Genomic DNA, 20,166 nt, shown 5'->3' with positions numbered 1-20,166 from the left:
TTTAACCCGTAACGTCTCTCTTCTTGAACAGGTAAAAGGCATAAGTGACGAAAGCGATGGCATAGATGCTTAACACGATCGTTGCGTGAAGCACACTAGGCGCCGCGGCGTCGCCGGCGCCGCCGAAACCACCTCTGAATCCTTCTGGCAGGTTGGCCAGTGCCGTGATGGCGTTTACGTTAGCCCCTAGCAGGTACTTGGGTATCTCAGCCACCCAGCCCCCGGCCAACGTCATCAGCCCGGTGATGACGGGCTCGAAAAACAGAACACCGATCCCCAATGCGATGCCCGGCATTGCGGAACGTCCGGCTATCGAAAGCATAAAACCGAGGAAAATGAACGGCAGCATGACGAAAAACGTCCGCCAGAATTGGAGGAACTGGTCCCAGGCATAACTGCCGGTAAAGAAGCTGAAATTGAAACTGTTGCCGCCTATGGCAGTGGTGATCATGCTCATTACGAAGCCTGTGATCACACCTATGACCATGCCGATAAGGATGAATATGAATGCCGAGATCAATTTTGCACCCAGCAGTTTGAACCGGCTCTCGCTGGCGGTGACGGTATTGCGGATGGTTTTCCAATTGTATTCGTTGCCCATCGAACTGGCCACCAGGATGACTGCCAGGACCGTGCCAAGAGAGGCGATCATGTTGAGGGCGAACGGAATGGCAACAGGGAGGCCTAAAACTGTCTGCAGGTCGCCTTGCCCTGGACCGCCCGGGACGGAAGGCACGTTAGCTCGGGACACTGCGTACAAGATGAGATACAAGATTGCCAATATCCCCATCAGAACGAAAAGGAGTATCCGGCTCATTCCCCGTTTACGAAGTTTGAAGAGTTCGGCGCCGATAAGCCTAAACATGGCTTTCACCTCCGGTAAGCTCCAGGAATATATCCTCGAGGCTGGCCATGTGAGGCACTATTTCTGAAGCGAAGATATTTTTCTCCGCCAATGCCTTATTGACCGGGGCACCGCTTTCCTTGGGGGCATCTACGATAAGGTAACCATTTTCTGATTTGACCGACCTTATCCAAGGGAGACCTTTTAGAACCTCTGAAGCAGCAAGTGAATCCGCATCCGTGACCCTCACCTGCAGCACCTGTCCGGTGGTGACCAGTTCGCGGACCGGGGCGTTTGCTATCATTGTGCCTTTCTTGATGATCGCCACCCTGTCGCAGACAAGCTCGACTTCATGAAGAAGATGGCTGCACAGGAATACCGCCCGGTTTTCGTGGGCTAATTCTGGTATCAAATCCCTGATCTCCTTGGTGCCGGCGGGATCGAGGCCGTTGGTTGGTTCGTCGAGAATTATGAGTTCCGGGTCGCGCACCAATGCGGCTGCGATGCCCAGCCTCTGTTTCATGCCCATCGAGTATGTTTGGTAACGGTCCTTTGACCTGTCTAGAAGGTTGACCCTTTCCAGCACGTCCTTGATCTTGGAGTCGGTCACTCCGCCGATGGCTTTTCCCAAAGCCTCCAGGTTGTCCCAACCCGAAAGGTAAGGATAAAAAGCTGGTTCTTCGATGATCGCGCCGATCCGCCTGAGTATCGGCCATCTGTTTTCTTCCAGCTTGAGGCCGAAAATTTCTATGTCACCGGCGGTCGGGGCGATAAGCCCCAGCAGCATGCCTACGGTCGTGCTTTTGCCGGCTCCATTGGGTCCCAGGAAGCCGAAGACTTCACCTTTTCTGAGCTCCAGGTTCAGGTTCTTGACTGCTGCCAGTGTTCCGAAATATTTGGTCAACCCGGAAGTTCTGAGAATCACATCTCCATTTGAACGTGAACTGTTGTCCAGACTCATATTCTACCTTTTCTGAAGGTCGTTCGACCTAACCCTTTAACCTAGAATAACACAACATGAATGTACCTGAAACGAGAATAGGTGCCGGTTAGACTGATAAATCAAGGGTAAATCGGGTAATTACCGTACCGCCTGGTATCCCCCTGCCACCCCCCGTTTTGAAAGAACCAACTGCCACAACTGATTCTTACGGGCACGGAAAGATCCGGCGCAGGAAAGTAGGAAGTAGCTCCACATCCGGTAAAATCTTTCATCGTATTTGTCCGAAAGATTTGGCCAGTTACCGGTGAAGTTCCTATGCCAGGCCATGAGCGTCCTGTCGTAATCGGCACCAAAGCTGTGGCAATCTTCCAGAACGAAAAGTCCTTCGATCGACTTCGTAATCTGGGCCATGGACGGAATCATCGAATTTGGAAAAATGTACTTAGTGATCCACGGGTCTGAACCGGTCGTTGATTTGTTTCCTCCGATTGTATGGAGCAGGAATAGTCCTCCGTCTTTAAGGAGACGATGAACCGTTTTCATGAATACCCCGTAGTTTTTCTGCCCCACGTGTTCGAACATCCCCAGGGAAACCACATTATCGTACTTGCCATCGATGTCGCGATAATCTTTCAGCTGAGTGTTGGCTGGGATCCCGCAACACATTTCATCGGCGAGTTGTTTCTGTTCCTTGGATACCGTGATGCCGTCGCACTCCGCGTTGTAATGCTCGGAAGCGTATTTGATAAAACATCCCCAGCCTGAGCCGATATCGAGGATCTTCTGGCCGGGTGCAAGGTGGATCTTTTTGCATACTAACTCAAGTTTGGCCTCTTGCGCTTCCTCAAGAGTGCTTGAGTTCTTCCAGTAGCCGCAGGTGTAGGTAAGGCGTTTATCCAGCATCGCCCGGTAGAGGTCGTTACCGATGTCGTAATGCCTCTGGCCGACCTCGAAGGCTTTAGATTTTCTACCCGGGTTGGCAATGGCGTTCCAGGCGAACGATAAGATCAGCCGGGGGTTATTTCTGACTTGTTTATCCAAATCTGCGCCGAGCAGCCGGTAGAAAAACTGGTCTAGGCTTTTGCAGTCCCACCAGCCGTCCATATAAGCCTCCCCCAACCCGAGGGACTTTTCTTGCAGGACCCGCTTGTAAAAACGGGGATCGTGTACCTGGGGGTCGAAGTCTTTATCCCCGTTTAAGGTTATTTCCGCTCCCGATAACAGCTGTTTGAGGATTTCCTTTTCGTTGCCCATCGCACAACTTTTCAGCCGCAGGTTGGCGTCGAATTAGGTCGGTGGAGAGGCGGCGCCGATGCCGGAAGGCCGGTTCCTCCGTTGCAAAAGCGATATTTTTGATAATTATACCATCGGTTTTTATGAAGCCTATAGAGAATTTAGGTTTTTGAAGTTTGGAACTAACTAATGCAGGGACGGGCCGTTATATCTGTTGAGACCAATCGAAAAGGAGATTGAAGAAGATGAAAAAAGGAATCATGGGAGCTTTGATCGCGATTACCATTTTCGCTGTCGGGCTCGGAGTCATGGGCTTCACCTCAGCGCAGTCTGGTGAACTCATCAACACCACCCAGCAGGTTGGGATTTGGGTTTCCGGTGAAGGCAAAGTCACGGTTGTCCCGGATGTGGCTAACCTGACTCTGGGCGTCCAGGTCGAATCCGCTACACTGGCTGATGCCAATCAAAAAGCCTCCGCCGCAATGGATGCTCTGGTAAACGTCCTCAAGACTCAAGGTGTCGCTGATAAAGACATCAAGACTCAGAACTTCAACATCTACCCCGTTTATGATTACACCAAGGACATCGGCACGCCGGTGATCCGCGGCTACCAGGTGACTAACACCGTTACCGTTAAGGTTCGCGTGATCGCCAACACCGGCAAAATTATCGATGCCTCCGTTGCCGCCGCGGGTGACGCTATCAGGGTTAACAACATTTCCTTCTCGGTGGATGATCCCACCAAATCGATCGACCAGGCCCGCGAGCTTGCCCTGCTGGACGCCAAGGCCAAGGCTGAACAGATCGCCAGAGTTACCGGTGTTTCGCTGGGTTCGGTCAGCTACGTTAGTGATTCCTCCAGCAATGTTGCCCGGATCGTCCCACCGTCATTCGACTCCAAGGCTGGAGCCGCCGGTTCGACGACTCCGATTCTTCCCGGTGATACCGACCTGACCGTTTCCGTTCAGGTCATCTACAACATCAAATAGCTCCTCCTCCCTTCCCAAAATAGAAACACGGCCTTCGTTTAGAAGGCCGTGTTTCGTTACCGATGGTTTTTATCAGGACTCGGTCAATTTCCAAAGTTCTTCGACAATACGGACCATGCCGTAGGTATCTTGGCCGCAGTATTCGAGGAGATCTTCAAATATCTTCGTCCTTTCATCGTCTGAAAGACCGCCGAAAGCGGCACTCATGAATTTCAGGCTTGCCGTCTGACCTTCGGCTATGTTCATGCCCTCGTATCTGATACCGGTGACCGATGGCAGCACGTGTTTGAGCGAGGCGCTGCCGCGTTGCTCAGGATGATAATAATGAAAATTCCGGAACGGAATTATCAGGTCGGCCATTCGGGCAATTACCGTTTCAATCCATTCCCGGTATTCAGCATACGTCTCCGCGAGTTTTTCCAAAATCCCCTGCTCGAAACCCTGGTTGTAAACAATTATGGTGCCGCCTTCACCGAGGGAAGTTTTCAGCGCCTCGATGAACTCGATACGGGGATCTCCAGGCCCTCTAGCAAGAAAATACCGATGTACGGCTCCTGACGTTTGCGACTCGACGGTATGCAGAGAAAATTGAAATGGGATGGCCTGGAATGGTTTGATGCCGTTGAATATGGGTATCGCTGTGCCAAAGGTCTCGAAGTCGAGGAAGTGATGAGGGTATTTCAAGTCTCCTAAAAAACTGGCGATCTTACCGCGTTCAATGTGAGGCTGACCGCATTCGACGCACGTTTTCTGGACAAGCTGTTTCTCGTTTAACTTGAAGCCTTCAGGGATATCTCTGATAGAGGTGATTCCCCGCTTGAATAGTTCGTCCATTTTCGATCCGATGCGGTACAGATCGCTCACCGGATGCTCAGGTACGGATGACCAGCACTCGTCCTTGAGAGGACAGTCATAAGGCGAGTCGCAAAGCCTCCCGATGATCGAATCCGGGCAGTCTCCGGCAATGGTTTCGAGCATGTCCTCCACCATGTCTGCCATGCCTCCGGAAACCTCGGAAACCCGCTCCGTAATGTCTTCCGAAATCAACAGACCTGCCGGGTCGATGGGGCCTTGCTTAATGTATTCCCGGTTGATGTGAACGAGGTGGCATCGGTTGACGGTTATTCCGCATCTCTCAACGACGTACTTCTGGAAAGCGACGTCGGCGATGTTTTCGTCCTTGACCTCGGTAGCGCTCTTGACCTCAACAATGTCCCAGCCGACAGCACCCGATGGATTCAGGATATCGACGCGGGCGTATAGCTGATTGCATTGGAAAGCCGCCTCGAAGATGGGCTTGCCATCGGCGAGCCTCGCCGAAGTTTCCGAAAGCATCTCGCGGAAACCAAGGCCGGACATGTCGATGCCGCCCGTGAAAAGCCTCTTGGCGACCTCGCCGACCTCGTGACCCTGGTCAAAGGTATGCTGAGTCACCAGGTCAGGCTGCGGAATGAGGGAAGGATCGTTGACGTAAATCCAAAGGTAGCGTGGGCATTGAAGCCCTGCCATGAACTTGGATTTGGTCAGTAGTTTCCCGCTGCTCCGACGTTTCATCTATTAATTGTAATCCGTTCGTCCTGAGCTTGTCGAAGGATGGACGGAACTTACAGTCAGGTTTGGCTTCTCACCTTATTGATTGCCGCGGTGACGCCGCGGGTTACAGCCCGGGCGATCAATTCGCCCAACTTGACCTGCCCGGAGACATAGAAACAGCGGTCGCCGTGGCCGGGAACGATACAGATCTGGTCGGTACTGGTGCCGGTCGCCAACAGTTTGGGATTATAGGAACTATGGATATCAAGGTCCTGCAGGGCGGCCGTTTTAGCCTCGGTGATGGTGATGAAACTGGAAGCCATCGCTGCCTGTCCGAGATCGGAAGATGTCAGGACTATGATGTTGATCGTACCCGGTTGCGGTGGCTCTTTGTGGTCGAACGGCTGCCACAGGCCTTTGCGTTCTATGCCGTAGGCGGCGTCCCGGCCAATCCGCAGGGCGTTGGTCTTGACGCCGGCGGTGACCCACGCCTGCACCCACAGTTCCTCGTAAGTCTCTTCCACCATAACATGGTTGTGCATGTCCACTCCGGTAAATAGAAGCGCCGTCTTCTCGCCCGGAGCCACTTGTTTCAGCATTTCGCGGTGGATCCAGCGGGTGTATTCCCAATAGGTGCGGTTGGTGTTATCCACGGCATGCCATGACTCCGGCGGGTGGAAGCAGTTGAGGACTGAGGTCACCTTGCGGTAACCCTGGTAAGCGCACAATACCCACTTCGGCTGCGGCAAACGGAGCGCGAGGGTGTTGGCAGGGTAGTCCCAGACACAGTGGCCGATAATCTCAGCCTTGACGCCGTGGAATTCGCCAAGCGGTTCTCGGTACGTCACTTTGGATTCAGGATGTTTGGGATCAGCCGTGCAAGGGTCGAGTGACATAATACCTCCACCAGAAGCGGATGACCCTGAGGAATTCCTTCGGGCTGGGGTTGACCGGGATGTAGAACGAGAACATGCCGTGCCTCAGCGCAAAGAACGTCCGCCGCCAGAAGTAGTATTTTACCAGTTTTTCCTTGAAAGCGGCGGTCATTTCTTTGGGCACTTCCGACCACCTAATGCCGCAATCTGGTTGAGAAATGAAATCAGCCCATTCTTCCGTGGTTTTGGGAGGCTGTAACCCGCGGGCGACGCAATAGTCATAAAGCCCCGTGCCCGGATAGGGCAGGTAAGACACGTATTGGTGCGGCGGGTTGCCGAGTTCCTTGATGAGGTGTTTGGTGGCCTCGAAGTCCTCGACGGTTTCGGTTGGTAACTCCGATATCAGATACAACTTCGGCAGGATTTTAAATTTCACCAGCAGCCTGAAGGTCTGCTTGATGTCCTCCAGGTTAGCCGTCTTCCTGATAAATTTGAGCATTCGCGTCGAACCGCTCTCCACACCAAAGCCGACTGAGGCGCAGCCGCTTTTCTTCATCAAGCGGACGTCCTCCTCGGTCAAGCCGGCTCGAGCGTCGCAATCCCAGCGGATATGCATTTTCTTTTCGATCACAAGTTTACAGAAACGATGCAGCCGTGGCCGGTTGTGGCAGAAATCGTCCTCGAAGAAACGGAAAAGGGTCACTCCGTAGCGTTTCTTGAGGATCTCCATCTGGGATACGATGCGTTCGGCGGAGAACTCGCCGAGCTGGCCTTTGTGGAACGGCGGGTTGTAGCAGAAGATGCATTTGCTGGGGCAGCCGCGGGAGGTGTTCAGGGATTTTTCCCAGTAGTCCTCCATGGGCACCAGGTGCCAGGCGGGGTCCGGCAGTTCATCGAGGTCCTTGATGAATGGGCGGTCCGGGTTGACGATGATTTTACCGTTCTGCTTGTAGGCAAGTCCGTTGATGCCGGAGAGAGAGTCGGGGGTGCCTTTGTCAAGGTGATCGGCCAGTTCCAACATGGTGTACTCGCCGGGTCCGATGGCGACGTAGTCGACATAATCCTCGGTTAAAGTTTGCTCGGGGAGCATGCTCGGGTGAACATTTCCCCAGGCTATTTTGATCGAGGGATCGAGGCGTTTGAAATCCTTGGATTGTTCGATGGCCTCGTAAATGATGCCTCCGACCGAAACGGAAAAACCGACAATCTGAGGTTTGAACGTGGTGAAGAAGTCGTTTGGTTGCCGGCTGTCTACCTGCTGGTCCCAAATCATCACCTGGTGACCGCCCCGCTCCAGTACAGCCCCGATGTAGAGCAGGGAATTCGGCAGCACGGTCGGCTGCAGGGATCTCGTCTTGCCGAGGAACCCCTTGAAACGTTTAGCCGGGTTGACTAGTAAAACACGCATCTACTACGATTTGTCATTCTGAGCGCAGCGAATAATCTCGATGCTGGTTATCGTAACTGCCCCCTGACCTTGCCCTCCGGTACCGGCCGGGTGTTGAAGTAAAGGATGAACCGTTTTATGCCTTTCCATAACTCGTGCGGCCATGGCCTCAAACGGATGAAATAGAATGGCATATGGCGCAAGGCGAAGCGCAGCGGCCGCAGAAAATACATGTTCCTTAAATCGTCTAGGGCTTTATCCAGCATTTCAGGGGGCACTTTCAAGTAATCAGGGTTCGCCGCCCGGAGCGTCACAACTTTGGCCCATTCCGCAAGGCTTGACGGTGCCTTGATCAAGCCCTCCTTGATGCAATAATCATACAGGACGGTGCCGGGGAAAGGATTATAAGGCATGTACTGGTAAGGCGGTCTGTCCAGGCGTTTGATCAGGTCCTGGGTCTCCCGGAATTCTTCAATCGTCTCCGTCGGCAGTTCAGCGATGAAATACAGCCGAGGCATGATCTTGTGGCGTGCAAGCCGGGCTATCGTCTCTTCCACCGCCTTGACCGTGATGCCTTTTTTGATGAACTTGATGATGCGGGGCGATCCGCTCTCGATACCCAGGCCGACGCTGACGCAGCCGGCTTTGGACATCAGCCCGATGTCTTCATCCGACAAGCCGATGCGCGAGTCGCAGTCCCACTGAACCGGCATTCTCTTCTCGATCATCAGACGGCAAAATTCGCGCAAACGGTCGCGGTTGCAGGTGAAAGTGTCTTCAAAGAATCGTACAAACTTCACGCCATAAGTTTTGTGAAGGTGTTCGATTTGGGACACAATGCGGCCGGCCGACAGGTCGCCCGAATACCCCTTGTAGAACAGAGGCGAATAGCAAAAGGTGCACTTTGAAGGGCAACCCCGGGACGTGTTGAGCGATTTTTCCCAGTACCTGGGAACGTCGATGAGGTGCCACGCCGGATCGGGAAGTTCGTCCAGGTTTTCGATGAACTTGGAGGGTTCGTTGAAAACGACCTTGCCATCGTCTTTCCACACCAGGCCTTTTATCCGGTCGACCGGAGGTGTGCCCGTCTCGAGGAAGCTGGCCAGGTCTGCCATCATGTATTCGCCGGCTCCCACGCACAGGTAATCGATGTAATCCTCATCGATCGTCTGCTCTGGCAGGACGCTGGGATGGACGTTCCCCCAGACTGTTTTCACTCCCGGCAACAGGGTTTTAAATTGCTTTGTTTGCTCGATAGCTTCGGCGATGTTCGGCCCGGAGAGTACGGAGAAACCGACTAACCGCGGATTCCAGTCCACAAAGTCCCTGGGCTCGCGCAGGTCCACCTGGTTGTCATAGATCTTGACGTCATGGCCCGCCTGCTCCAGCACGGCGGCGATGTACAGTAAACTGTTGGGAAACACGCTGTGATGGCCGAAGGTGGCCAGGTGTTTTCTCGCCGGATTCACTAAAAGGATACGCATGCGTTGAAATCTCAAATCCTAAGGCTGATCACTGAATGGATATCGGCGCCCGGTCATTGCAGATGCCTGTACACGCCGGCGATAACCCACACCGCCAGGTAGATGACAACAACCGCGCTGATAAGAATGATCACCATTGCCGGAAATTATGCCTTATTGATCAGAGTCGGCGCAAACACCGGAATTGTTTTGCCCCCGTTTGCTAATCACCTATAATGAAATGGTTAAGTTTACTTCGGGAGCGGGATCATGAGACTGAAATTGTCAATCCTCGGGCTGGCCGTAATTTTGAGTTCATTCCTTGGCGCCTGCGGTAACAATCCCGGTTCAACCACCTCGAAAGGCCCGGTGACTGTAGGGTCCAAGCTGGATACTGAAGCCACAGTGCTCGCTCAGGTTATCATACAGATGCTCCGGGCAAACGGATTCACTGTAATCGACCATTCGTCCACCGGCCAGACCGACATTGTGAGGTCGGCCCTGATCAACGGGGATATCGACATCTACCCTGAGTACACCGGCAACGGCGCCTTCTTCTTCAATGAAGAGAATTCCCCGGTCTGGCAGGACTTCCAAGCCGGCTATCAAGAGGTGAAGACGCTAGATAAACAGCAAAATAACATTGTTTGGCTGCAGCCCGCACCCGCTAACAATACCTGGGCGATAGCCGTCCCCAAGTCCTTTGCCAGCAGCAATAACCTTGTTACCCTGGATGACCTCGCCGCCTATATCAACAAAGGCGGAAATTTCAAGATCGCCGCTTCGGAGGAGTTCCTGACCAGCGCCGTGGCTTTACCCGCCTTTGAATCGGTCTATGGTTTCAACCTCGGCGCCAATCAACAGGTGGTGGTCTCTCTCGGCGGTACGGCGGCCACTGAAAAGGCGGCGGCGGAAGGCACCAGCGGGGTCAATGCGGCCATGGCTTTCGGCACTGACGGGGGACTGGCGGCGCTCAACCTGGTTGTTCTTCAGGACAACCGTCACGCCCAGCCCTATTACGCGCCGGCGCCGATCGTGCGGGGAGTCGTCTTCGATAAATATCCTCAGTTGGCCGGTATTCTCAATCCCGTTTTCGCCTCTCTCGACCTCGTTACCCTGCAGACGTTGAACGCCAGTGTCCAGGTCGAAGGCAAGAACGTTGCTTCGGTCGTGCAAGATTACCTGAAATCCAAGGGATTTGTTCCTTAAATGACGCGCAAGCCGGAGATAAACCCGGTGCTGGTGGTGGCCGCGGTACTGGGGTTATCGGCAGCCATCCCGGATTTTTTTAAACTTAAAGCCAATCGCCTGGTCACCGGTGACGGGATAGGCTTTTTTCAAAGTCTCGACCTGCCGGTAGCCGTCCTCCTTTTGATCTCGTGGTTGGCTTGTGCCGCCGCCGCCGTGTACCGGAATTCCCGGCTATCGATGTACGGCGTCGCAGGTCTCTCATTTGTGACCCTGGTTTTATTGGTACCGGGGGCCGGAATCGGGGCCAGGAATCTTCTTTCGGGGGCACCTGAATTAACCCGCGTCAGCCCTTCCGGCGGCTTCTGGCTTTCCGCGCTGGCGGTTTACCTGTTGTATTTTGCCGCCTCCAGGCCAGGCCAGCCTGCCAGGACTCTAATCACCGCCTCGGGCCCCCTGATTGTGGTAGCCGCGGCGGCCTCAGGGTTACTCAATGGTTTCTCATTTGTGGTGGAGTATCAAAATCAGAGCTCCCGCTTTTTTCAGGAACTGCTGAGGCACCTGTTAATATTCGGGGTCAGCATCGGCGCCGCGATAGTCATCGGTCTGCCGACGGGAATTATTGCGGCCAAGTCCAGATTTGCCGCCCCAGTTCTGTACCTCTTCGGCGTCATTCAGACTATTCCCAGCCTGGCGTTATTCGGCTTACTGCTGGTAGCTCTCTCGGCGCTGCGCCAGGCTATCCCCGGTCTGGGTATTTCCGGGATCGGGTTGTTACCGGCTATCATCGCAATAACCCTTTATTCTCTGTTGCCCATCGCCCAGAACACATTTTCCGGCATAAAAGGTGTAGCCAAAGACATCAGGGATGCCGGCGCCGGTATCGGTATGAGCTCCCGGCAACTGTTATTGAAAGTTGAAATGCCCCTTGCCGCCCCGACCATTTTATCCGGACTGCGAATTGCCGCCGTCCAGGCGGTCGGAGGAACCGCGGTAGCTGCCCTGATCGGGGCCGGAGGCCTCGGCTTTTTCATTTTTCAGGGGCTTGAACAGGCGGCCTCCGATCTGATCCTGATGGGCGCCATTTCCGTAGTCGTCCTGGCGCTCGTCATCAACGGTATTTTCCAGTTTCTCGAGGAAAGATTGAAAGCCTCTCTCCCGGGGATGGTAACGGCATGATCGAATTGGAAAGGTTGACCAAGAACTATGGCGATACCCGGGCGGTGGCTAATGTTACGCTTCAGATCCCTGACGGTCAGGTAACAGTGCTTATCGGTCCTTCGGGTTGCGGTAAGACTACGTTGCTGCGCCTGATAAATCGCCTGGTGCGGCCCAGCTCCGGACGGATCCTGATAAACGGCAAAGATAATTCTGATTTCAAACCGGAGGAACTCCGCCGGGGTATAGGTTACGCCATTCAGGGCGTCGGTCTCTTCCCTCATTGGACGGTATATGAAAATATCGCGACCGTGCCGAAACTCCTAGGATGGGACCGGCAGCGTATTCGCCAGAGGGTAATGGAACTGCTTGACCTGATCGGCTTGGACGCGACAGAATTCTCGGATCGGTATCCCGCGGAACTCTCCGGCGGCCAGGCGCAGCGCGTTGGCGTCGCCCGGGCTTTGGCGGCGGATCCCCCGGTCCTGCTCATGGACGAACCCTTCGGCGCCGTGGACCCTTTGACCAGGATCAGGCTGCAAAATCAATTCCTCAACATCCAGGACGAAGTGAAAAAGACCGTTATTTTCGTGACTCATGATCTGGAAGAAGCCATTCGTCTGGCGGACTGCCTGGCGATAATGAACGCCGGGGAAATTGTTCAATACAATACGCCGGAGGAGGTACTGGCGCAGCCGAAGAATAAGTTCGTCCATGATTTTGTCGGCACGGATCGGGCTTTGAAGCGCCTGACCCGCTTTATGGTAAAGGACTACCTGAAACAAGGGCTGACAGTCAAGGAGTCTGATATCGGGCGGTTGGACACCAATGACGAACGTTTTTACTGGGTCATTGACTCCCTTGACAGGTTCCGGGGCTGGGTGGATCTTTCCATGGTGCCGCCAGGCGGTGACGCTTCCGGGGAGATCGTCAAACCGGGATCGGATATTGTTTTAACCGGAGATGACACTATGCGTCAGGCGCTTTCGATTATGTTGGGGCAGGGTGTCAGGAGCCTGCCGGTAGTCGATAAAAACGGCAAATTTGTGGGAGAAGTGACGCTTGCTGATATCGAAAAAGCCACGGCCGATGGCAAGATCACGGCGGCATAAACTCCGCTGGCTCGTACTGGCGGTTTTTACCGTTCTATTTATGGTGATCGTCGCCAATGATAGTTGGTGGCAAGCGGTCCTGGGATTCCTTTTCCCAGCCCAGGACCAGGTGCTGCATCCCAGGGCGCCCCTCTGGGTGTTTGTTGTCGAGCACCTCCGGATCGTCTCCGTTTCCTCTGCACTGTCGATAGCCCTTGGATTGCCCCTGGGCATTCTCATTACCCGGAAGATCGGGCGGAGCCTTCAGCCTATGGCTACACACCTTACTTCCCTGGCCCAAACGTTCCCGCCTGTCGCTGTTTTGGCGCTGGCAGTCCCGGCTTTTGGATTTGGTTTCAAACCTACCGTTTTTGCCCTCTTCCTTTACGGGCTTTTCCCGATAGTTGCCAGCACGGCGGTGGCTTTGAACGGCATCCCGGCGACGGTTATAGATTCGGCCTCGGGAGTCGGCATGACTCCGTTGCAGAGATTGTGGCTGGTGGAGTTGCCCCTGGGCGCGCCAGTGATTCTGGGGGGTATCCGCATCTCGGTGATGATCAACATCGGTACCGCCATGATCGGGGCGGTCATCGGCGCCGGCGGGCTCGGCTCCCCTGTTATAGCCGGATTGGTCCGGTTCAATCCTGCTTTTATTCTTGAAGGAACGTTGCCTGCTGCTTTCCTGGCGATCCTTGCCAGTGGTATTATCTCAACACTCGAACTTAGCCTCACGCCACGGCCAGAACCGGCCGTCTCGGGCTGATCACACGGGAAGTAATTGGGTACCGGCGCGTTAATGCTATAACAGTTCTTTCTACATATCAAAATTAGCTCAAAAACGTTAGACATAATATCCCCTGATAATGTAAACTTGGGCATTCTGAATCTATTCTCTAAGGAGGAGAATCGTGAAAAAGTTTACCTGGTTGGCAATCGCCGTTGTCGCCATGTTGGCTTTGGCATTGCCGGGTTGTTCTAATGGCGGGACTAGCAACACCACCTCCGCCGGTCCTCTTAAGATTCGCGTAGCCACTGACGCCACCTGGGCGCCGTTCGAGTATGTGAACGAGACCACCAAGAAGATCGAGGGCTTTGACATCGACTTGCTCAATGCCATCGCCGCCAAAGTCAATTTGGAGATAGAGTATGTCAACGTCGGCTTCGATCCGCTACTCGCCGGAATGGCGCAAGGTACGTATGATGCGGCCATTTCTTCGATAACCATCACTCCTGAACGGGCAGCCCAGATGATGTTCTCCGATCCTTACTTCACCGCCGGTCAAATGATTACTGTCAAACTGAATAACACGACCATCACCGGTCAGGCATCTCTGTCTGGGAAAAAGATCGGCGCCCAACTGGGAACCACCGGCGAGGTACTGGCACAAGACATCCCCAACGCCACGGTCAGGTCATATGATGAGATCGGGTTGGCTTTCCAGGATCTGTTGAACGGCCAGATCGATGCCGTCATCTGCGATACCCCCATTGCCAATAACTACGTTAAAAAGAATTCCACGGCGCTCAAGACGGTCGGATCAGCCCTTTCCACTGAGGATTACGGCATTGCCGTCGCCAAGGGTAAAACAGACCTGCTGAATAAGATCAACCAGGGCCTGTCTCAGATCAAGTCAGACGGCACCATCGACCAACTCGTCACCAAATGGCTTGCAGGATAAGGAACTGAATCAGAGAGGGTGCTGAAAAGCACCCTCTCTTTTTTACCATCATGAAGCAAGAAACAGAACCAGTTGTAGCTCCAAAAGAAGAGCTCAAATTCGTCACCGGCGGCGAGGTCAATATCCGGCAGGATCCGTGGTGGTGGCTTGTCGCCGGCGTGGCTGGATTGATCATCCTGCTTGTCGTAGTCAAACCTGACCCCTTCAAAAATATCGTTACTTTCGTCTCCGACGGAATCGCTATCACCGCTTTGGTGACCATCGTTTCTTACATTTTGATGGTGGCGCTCGGTTTGTTGGGTGGCTTAAGCAGGCTGGCTAAGAATAAAATAATTTTCGGCATCGCCACACTCTACGTCGAGATCATCCGAGGCATCCCTCTTCTGGTTCAGCTTATCGGCTGGTATTTTGTATCCCCGGTTGTCGTGCAGAAAATCGGCGGCTGGGTTCACATTGCTGCTTTGGCCAACTACCAGGCCAATCCGATCGTCACCGCCATCATCGGCATCACCGTTTGTTACGGCGCCTATATGAGCGAGATTGTCCGGGCAGGCATCCAGAGTATTCCCAAAGGGCAAATGGAAGCTGCCAGGAGTCTGGGCATGAGCCATTTCCAGGCGATGCGTTTTGTCGTCTTGCCGCAGGCGTTCAGGGTTATTCTTCCGCCGATGGGCAATGAGTTCATCGCTTTGCTCAAAGATTCTTCGCTGGTATCAGTAGTTGCCGTTGCCGATCTGACCCGCCGCGGAAGAGAGATCATGGCCACCAACTTCAGTCCCATTGAGACCTGGACAATGGTAGCGCTTCTTTATCTGATCATGACGCTGTTTGCCGCGCGAATCGTTTCGTTTATCGAACGTAAGACTCGCTACGAAAGATAAGAATGCCCGAACCGATTATCGAAATAGAAAATGTTCATAAGCGCTTTGGCCGCGTTCACGCCCTGCGCGGGGTGAGCCTGACCGTCGAAAAAGGTGAAGTGGTTGTGATCATCGGGCCTTCAGGATCCGGCAAATCGACTCTTTTGCGTTGTATAAACCGGCTTGAGGAATACAACTCGGGCAGTATCTCCGTGGACGGAATTCCTCTCGATAGTACCGAAAATATAAACGCGGTACGCCAGGAAGTCGGCATGGTTTTCCAGCAATTCAACCTTTTTTCGCATCTTTCGGTGCTGGACAATCTGGTTCTGGCCCAGTGCCAGGTCCGCAAACGCTGCAAAGAAGAGGCTGTTAAAATCGCCCGGGAATTACTTCAAAAAGTGGGTATCCCGGAAAAAGAGAAGGCGTTCCCCGGTCAGCTTTCCGGCGGCCAGCAGCAGCGGGTCGCCATTGCCCGGGCCCTGGCCATGAATCCCAAGATCATGCTGTTCGATGAACCGACATCGGCGCTCGATCCCGAGATGATCAAGGAAGTTCTGGACGTCATGACCGGGCTTGCCGCTGAGGGCATGACCATGGTGGTTGTTTCTCATGAGATGGGCTTCGCCCGGGCAGCCGCCGACCGCATGATATTTATGGACGAAGGCCGCATAGTTGAGATGGCGTCACCGCATGATTTTTTCACCAATCCCAAGGAAGAGCGGTCCCGTGCCTTCCTCTCCAAGGTCCTCCACATTCACTAGGGATTAACTTCGGGTCACACCGCAATTTTCAATATTGCCTCAAGAGTCACGTATAATTAGTATTGTGACTCGACAGTGGTTGCACGACACCATTTCGTCATCTCTTCCGGTTATCTGCGGTTTGGCAGCCGCCACCGTAGTCATTTGCGACGCTATCGGGGTCAGCCTGAATCCGGGGTATAATCCGCTGAAAGAATCCATCAGCGACCTGGTATTCTATCCCTTCGGGTGGCTGGAACAGATCGGCATGGCCGCTGCCGGCCTCACCCAGGCTCTGTTCGCGGGATTCATCCTGTCCTCCAGATCTGCCAGGATCAATCACTGGGTGAGAATTTCCGGTTTTATTTTCGCCGCGATGTCGATCGGGTTCGGCGTAATCACCTTGTTCAAAACTGATCCCGGGTTGGGCATAGAATCGCTGGGAGGCGGGGTTCACGTGACCACGGTGATCGCCATGGCCGCTTTGTTTCCGGTCAACTGTTATCTGCTTTCCAGGGCCATAGGCGGCAATCCGGATTCGGCAACCATCCTGCATTTCTCGTATGTAATGGCTGCCATCGGCGGGCTGATCGCTCTTCAGCTTCTGCCATTGAACCCGATCAGGTTCATCGGCATCAGTGAAAGGTTGCTTGCGGGGGTAAATCTGGCCTGGATTGTATTTGCCGGTTCTCACTTGCCACACCTGGTGGATACGCCGTTGGAGCCTCCGGCCCGACCCGCAAAATAGTCCTTCAAGCGGTATCGCGGCGTCTGTTGCGCGAGAAAGACAATCGGTTGCGGATCAAGGCGGCGCTCAGTTTTTTCCAGGTGTCTATCAGTTCATTTCTGCTGGCGATGTCGGCACAGCGATTCGTCCCGTAGCGGTAACGGGAAAAGGCATCCGCTATTACCGATATTTCCGTTGCCTTGTCGGTCAGCCTGAAGCCGAGCCGGTTAGAGTATTCCAGCGGCGTATCGGCAGGTCGCCCCTTTTCACCATAAAGCCTGCCCAACCACCTGAGCCGGGCATACATGGCCTGGGGATTTGAAGCCCGAATTAGGTATGCGGTTCCACCGCCTGCGGTCACTATTAATCCGGCGAGCAGACTCCACAGCACCCAGATTATCTGGAAATTGCCGCTCCGGCCGTCCGGCGCGGTTCCCGCCGGGGGACTCAGGGCTGGTTCAGGGTCTTCTCCCGCGATCGGAGCGTCACTTGCCAGAGGAATGGTCCCGTTCGGGATTTGGGTCGAAAACTCGGTGAAGTTGTCCGTAGGTTTTCCGGGAGTAGCCTCAGCGATCACCCAGCCGTAGTCCGGGAAATACACCTCAGCCCAGGCATGGGCATCGCGGCCGTAGATAGAAAGGCTTTTCCCATCGGCGGCGACCTCGGAGCCGAGGTAGCCCTGGACAAACCTGGCGGGCACGCCGGCGGCTCTCAACATCACTACCAGGGCTGAGGCGAAGTTGACGCAGTTGCCTTGGCGGTCAGATAGGAAAGCAGCCACTCCGTCGGCGTTACCGTTGACTATCGCGCCGTCGATGTCATATTTGAAGTTCAAAAGGTAATTTTCGATAGCGACGACCTTGTTGTAGGTCAAAGCACCTGTTGTCGAAAAAGGGATTCCTTGAGTCAATTGCAGGGCAAGTGATTTCAACGATCGCGGCAGATTAGCCGGCAGTTGGAGATATCTTTCCGAGACCCATTCCGGGTAAGGGGCATTGGCCTTGAGAAGGTCGGCGACCGTGGCGACGGGAAGATGGGCAATAACGGAGTAGGAAGCATAGGCAGAAAGGACCCTGGCTGCCGATAATGAAGACACATCTAAACCGCCCGTAGTTGGCAGACCCTTTGCGATAATCGAAATGTCGAGGGCTTGAGGGCGGCCATTGATGAGCACAATATCGGTTTTTACCTCGTTCTCGACCCGGTAATTGATGGTGGTGGCTTTCAGCGGCGGAACGGCTTCTCCGATAGACTGGTTTGCCGGTACACTCGTATCAGTAACCTGGCTGTTGCTCCAACCGCCGGCGGAATACACATCGTAGTAGCGGGTCGCGAAATACCCGGGCATCGCCGGTGTAATGATGAATCTGACCGTGTCGCCCAGGTCCGGCGCCACGCCGAAATCTACCGTGTCTTGATTGGAACTCAAAATAGTTTTTACTTTGGAAGGCACGGCCTCAAAAATATTGAAACCGTTATTCTTGATCGCGGAATATATGGCGCCGCCGTCTAGGTTCAAACTCAGTTTTTCGGCCGGAGATTGGGGCAGAGCAAAAGCTCCCAGGGTAACGAGAACACACACTAGCGCGCCAGGGATCAATCGGAGCCGTAAGCTTCCGGCGCTCTTATTCCGGATGGATTTTGCCCAGTTTGCTTGAACGATCAGAGCCAGCCCCAGAACAATAAACAGCGGCAAGACATAGGAAAAATTCCGCGGCAGATTCACCAGGTTCAGGACGGCCAAAACGGATCCCAGGCCAAAGGCTACCCAGCCGTTCCTCCGCCGCACCGCGTACCAGGCTCCGGCGGAACCGATCAGCCAGGTCACCATGACCAGCACCACGACAAACGCTGCGGGATCCCTGGCCGGTTCTGACAGGGCGGCAAGCCACCGTGCCCAGGTATCGGCTCCAGGAATTTTAGGCATGGAGTTGATAGATTGCCAGATGGAAAGCGGTACCCCAGCCAGAACTAGAACGGGAATCGCCAGCCGCTGCCTTATGCTCGTTAAGGCGAGTATGGTACTCAAGACTATGCTGAACAATAGGATCGCTGCGAACGGGGGATTCGGGTTAAACCAGTCCGCAGACTGCAACGACCAAACCGACACGCCCAGTGCGCAGGCGGTTAATATCGCGCTTGCCAGGGCGGCCCCCAAGGAAGACCTCCCCCGGATATACTCATCGTGACGGAAGCTGGTTTTCATGAACGGCTGACACCATCAAGCCACAGTATAGCGTTGGCTGCTTTATCCAGGGATTGTTTGAACGTTTCTGCCCGCCGGAGCAGATACACCGGGGCTCCCAGCAGGGTCAGACTCCTGCCGGCTGCGGCTGGACTGGAACCGCCGAAATCGGCGCCGTCGATCAGAAAATATGCCACGGCACAGCCGCGGGAACTCAACTGATGGTAACTTTCCGTCAGCGAACTTGCCGGCGAAGCGGTAATTATGATCACCGTTGAATTTGACCCGAACAGCCCCTGGTGTCTTGCCAACCGTTCGTTGAAGGAAAATGAGTCGCCCGAATTTAGGGTTGCCAGGAAATCGAGAACCTCCGTCAAATGATCCTGACCGCTACCCAAAGGAAACACGACAGGTTCAACGCCGAGGCTCAGCATACCGAAATTATACCCGTGCGAGATATATTCCCTGGCCAGCGACGCCGCCATCGTAACGGCGTACTCGGTGGTAGAATCGTTGCCCCGGCCTGAGTGACCGTTTCCCATGTCAAGGATCACCCAAAAGTTTTCGGGGCGGTGGCGGGACCGGTCGGCATCGAACACCTTGACCATGTATCGACCGGTGTGGGCCGTACTCCGCCAATGGATATGACGCATGCTGTCTCCGGAAGTATATTCTCGGATGTTGGAGGCAGACGCCGATAGTGATTCAGGCATCCGCTTGGATAGGCCGCTGCCGTTCAAACCGGGCAATGAAAACGGCGGCAACGGCACGGTCAGGGGGTGGATGAGTATTTCAGAGGCCGATCCAATTGCGATTTCACGTCGGAACAGACCTAACGGGTCGATTGATTGCAGCCTGAATGAGCCCAGATGATACCGCCCGCGGCGCTCCAGGCTATAATCCGCCTGCCACAGGAAAGTCCTGCCCCCTGGCAAGTCTACCGCTGTCGAGAGATGTTCTCCGGGCAGGTCACCGGCAGCCTGTAACTTTAGGCCGGGTTTCGGGAGGAATCCCTTGGCCGAAATTGTGACTTGTTGACGCAGGCAGGTACCCACCTGGGCGCGGTCCGGAAGTGGAGTTGTGCTGAGGGAAATCCCCCTCGAAGTGAATGCAACCCAGAAAATGCCCAGGGCAAGGGAAAGCCCCCAGGCGTAAAAAATCCTTAGGACCAGGACCGAACCTGTCAGGACCACCGTCCCGGCCAGCAGGACGGTGACTGTAATCAGACCCCACCGGTTTCCCATCCGCCGTTCCCCCCAAACGAGATG

The 20,166-nt window shown here is 54.4% G+C and carries 18 protein-coding genes; 9 read left to right on the top strand and 9 right to left on the bottom strand.

The window, feature by feature from the left end; translation table 11 throughout:
• Window position 1: 1 nt before the first annotated feature.
• From Dform_RS07015 to cfa, 3 genes are all read right to left on the bottom strand, one after another.
• Window positions 2–865 (bottom strand): ABC transporter permease, encoded by an 864-nt coding sequence (locus Dform_RS07015; RefSeq protein ID WP_076004386.1) that lies wholly within the window; start codon window positions 863–865, stop codon window positions 2–4.
• Window positions 858–1,805, bottom strand: coding sequence for an ABC transporter ATP-binding protein (locus Dform_RS07010; protein WP_076004385.1), 948 nt, complete (start codon window positions 1,803–1,805; stop codon window positions 858–860). Before Dform_RS07010 ends, Dform_RS07015 begins: the two co-directional genes overlap by 8 nt.
• A 120-nt stretch (window positions 1,806–1,925) precedes the next feature.
• Window positions 1,926–3,041: a cyclopropane fatty acyl phospholipid synthase gene (cfa, locus tag Dform_RS07005; protein WP_076004384.1), complete on the bottom strand. Its 1,116-nt coding sequence runs from the start codon at window positions 3,039–3,041 to the stop codon at window positions 1,926–1,928.
• Between the two features lie 224 nt (window positions 3,042–3,265).
• Here cfa and Dform_RS07000 point away from each other — a divergent pair, with 224 nt between their 5' ends.
• A complete protein-coding gene (locus Dform_RS07000; protein WP_076004383.1) occupies window positions 3,266–4,009 on the top strand; it encodes an SIMPL domain-containing protein in 744 nt (247 codons plus the stop codon).
• A gap of 72 nt (window positions 4,010–4,081) precedes the next feature.
• Here Dform_RS07000 and Dform_RS06995 read toward each other — a convergent pair whose 3' ends face one another.
• From Dform_RS06995 to Dform_RS06980, 4 genes are read right to left on the bottom strand one after another with little or no spacing between them, the layout of a single operon-like run.
• A complete protein-coding gene (locus Dform_RS06995) occupies window positions 4,082–5,563 on the bottom strand; it encodes a DUF2779 domain-containing protein (RefSeq protein WP_076004382.1) in 1,482 nt (493 codons plus the stop codon).
• 56 nt (window positions 5,564–5,619) lie between these two features.
• On the bottom strand, window positions 5,620–6,438 hold the full coding sequence (locus tag Dform_RS06990; RefSeq protein WP_076004381.1) for an adenosylcobinamide amidohydrolase: 819 nt from the start codon (window positions 6,436–6,438) through the stop codon (window positions 5,620–5,622).
• Window positions 6,413–7,825 (bottom strand): B12-binding domain-containing radical SAM protein, encoded by a 1,413-nt coding sequence (locus tag Dform_RS06985; RefSeq protein WP_076004380.1) that lies wholly within the window; start codon window positions 7,823–7,825, stop codon window positions 6,413–6,415. Before Dform_RS06985 ends, Dform_RS06990 begins: the two co-directional genes overlap by 26 nt.
• Window positions 7,826–7,872: 47 nt before the next feature.
• Window positions 7,873–9,288 (bottom strand): B12-binding domain-containing radical SAM protein, encoded by a 1,416-nt coding sequence (locus Dform_RS06980; RefSeq protein ID WP_076004379.1) that lies wholly within the window; start codon window positions 9,286–9,288, stop codon window positions 7,873–7,875.
• 249 nt (window positions 9,289–9,537) lie between these two features.
• On the opposite strand from Dform_RS06980, the gene osmF reads away from it, so the two are divergent.
• From osmF to Dform_RS06940, 8 genes are all read left to right on the top strand, one after another.
• A complete protein-coding gene (gene osmF, locus Dform_RS06975; RefSeq protein WP_083635394.1) occupies window positions 9,538–10,476 on the top strand; it encodes a glycine betaine ABC transporter substrate-binding protein OsmF in 939 nt (312 codons plus the stop codon).
• The gene (locus Dform_RS06970; RefSeq protein WP_076004378.1) at window positions 10,477–11,634 is read left to right on the top strand and encodes an ABC transporter permease; all 1,158 of its coding nucleotides are present in this window, start codon (window positions 10,477–10,479) and stop codon (window positions 11,632–11,634) included.
• Window positions 11,631–12,725, top strand: coding sequence for an ABC transporter ATP-binding protein (locus Dform_RS06965; protein ID WP_076004377.1), 1,095 nt, complete (start codon window positions 11,631–11,633; stop codon window positions 12,723–12,725). The genes Dform_RS06970 and Dform_RS06965 overlap by 4 nt, the downstream gene beginning before the upstream one ends.
• Entirely contained in the window at window positions 12,676–13,467 is a 792-nt protein-coding gene (locus Dform_RS06960; RefSeq protein WP_225973655.1) for an ABC transporter permease, read from the top strand. Before Dform_RS06965 ends, Dform_RS06960 begins: the two co-directional genes overlap by 50 nt.
• A gap of 145 nt (window positions 13,468–13,612) precedes the next feature.
• Window positions 13,613–14,383, top strand: coding sequence for a basic amino acid ABC transporter substrate-binding protein (locus tag Dform_RS06955; RefSeq protein WP_076004375.1), 771 nt, complete (start codon window positions 13,613–13,615; stop codon window positions 14,381–14,383).
• A 50-nt stretch (window positions 14,384–14,433) separates the two neighbouring features.
• Window positions 14,434–15,264 (top strand): amino acid ABC transporter permease, encoded by an 831-nt coding sequence (locus Dform_RS06950; RefSeq protein WP_076004374.1) that lies wholly within the window; start codon window positions 14,434–14,436, stop codon window positions 15,262–15,264.
• A gap of 2 nt (window positions 15,265–15,266) precedes the next feature.
• Window positions 15,267–16,007, top strand: coding sequence for an amino acid ABC transporter ATP-binding protein (locus tag Dform_RS06945; RefSeq protein ID WP_076004373.1), 741 nt, complete (start codon window positions 15,267–15,269; stop codon window positions 16,005–16,007).
• Window positions 16,008–16,071: 64 nt separating this feature from the next.
• On the top strand, window positions 16,072–16,734 hold the full coding sequence (locus Dform_RS06940) for a DUF998 domain-containing protein (protein ID WP_158513480.1): 663 nt from the start codon (window positions 16,072–16,074) through the stop codon (window positions 16,732–16,734).
• Window positions 16,735–16,738: 4 nt separating this feature from the next.
• On the opposite strand, the gene Dform_RS06935 is transcribed toward Dform_RS06940, so the two are convergent.
• Together Dform_RS06935 and Dform_RS06925 are read right to left on the bottom strand one after the other, a co-directional pair.
• Window positions 16,739–18,919 (bottom strand): DUF4129 domain-containing transglutaminase family protein, encoded by a 2,181-nt coding sequence (locus tag Dform_RS06935; protein ID WP_083635392.1) that lies wholly within the window; start codon window positions 18,917–18,919, stop codon window positions 16,739–16,741.
• On the bottom strand, window positions 18,916–20,142 hold the full coding sequence (locus Dform_RS06925) for a DUF58 domain-containing protein (RefSeq protein ID WP_076004369.1): 1,227 nt from the start codon (window positions 20,140–20,142) through the stop codon (window positions 18,916–18,918). The genes Dform_RS06935 and Dform_RS06925 overlap by 4 nt, the downstream gene beginning before the upstream one ends.
• Window positions 20,143–20,166: the final 24 nt, after the last annotated feature.

The sequence above is a fragment of the Dehalogenimonas formicexedens genome (assembly GCF_001953175.1).
Taxonomy (GTDB): domain Bacteria; phylum Chloroflexota; class Dehalococcoidia; order Dehalococcoidales; family Dehalococcoidaceae; genus Dehalogenimonas; species Dehalogenimonas formicexedens.
Note: the sequence above shows the minus strand (reverse complement) of the source record. Positions and strands in the feature narration are given on the sequence as shown.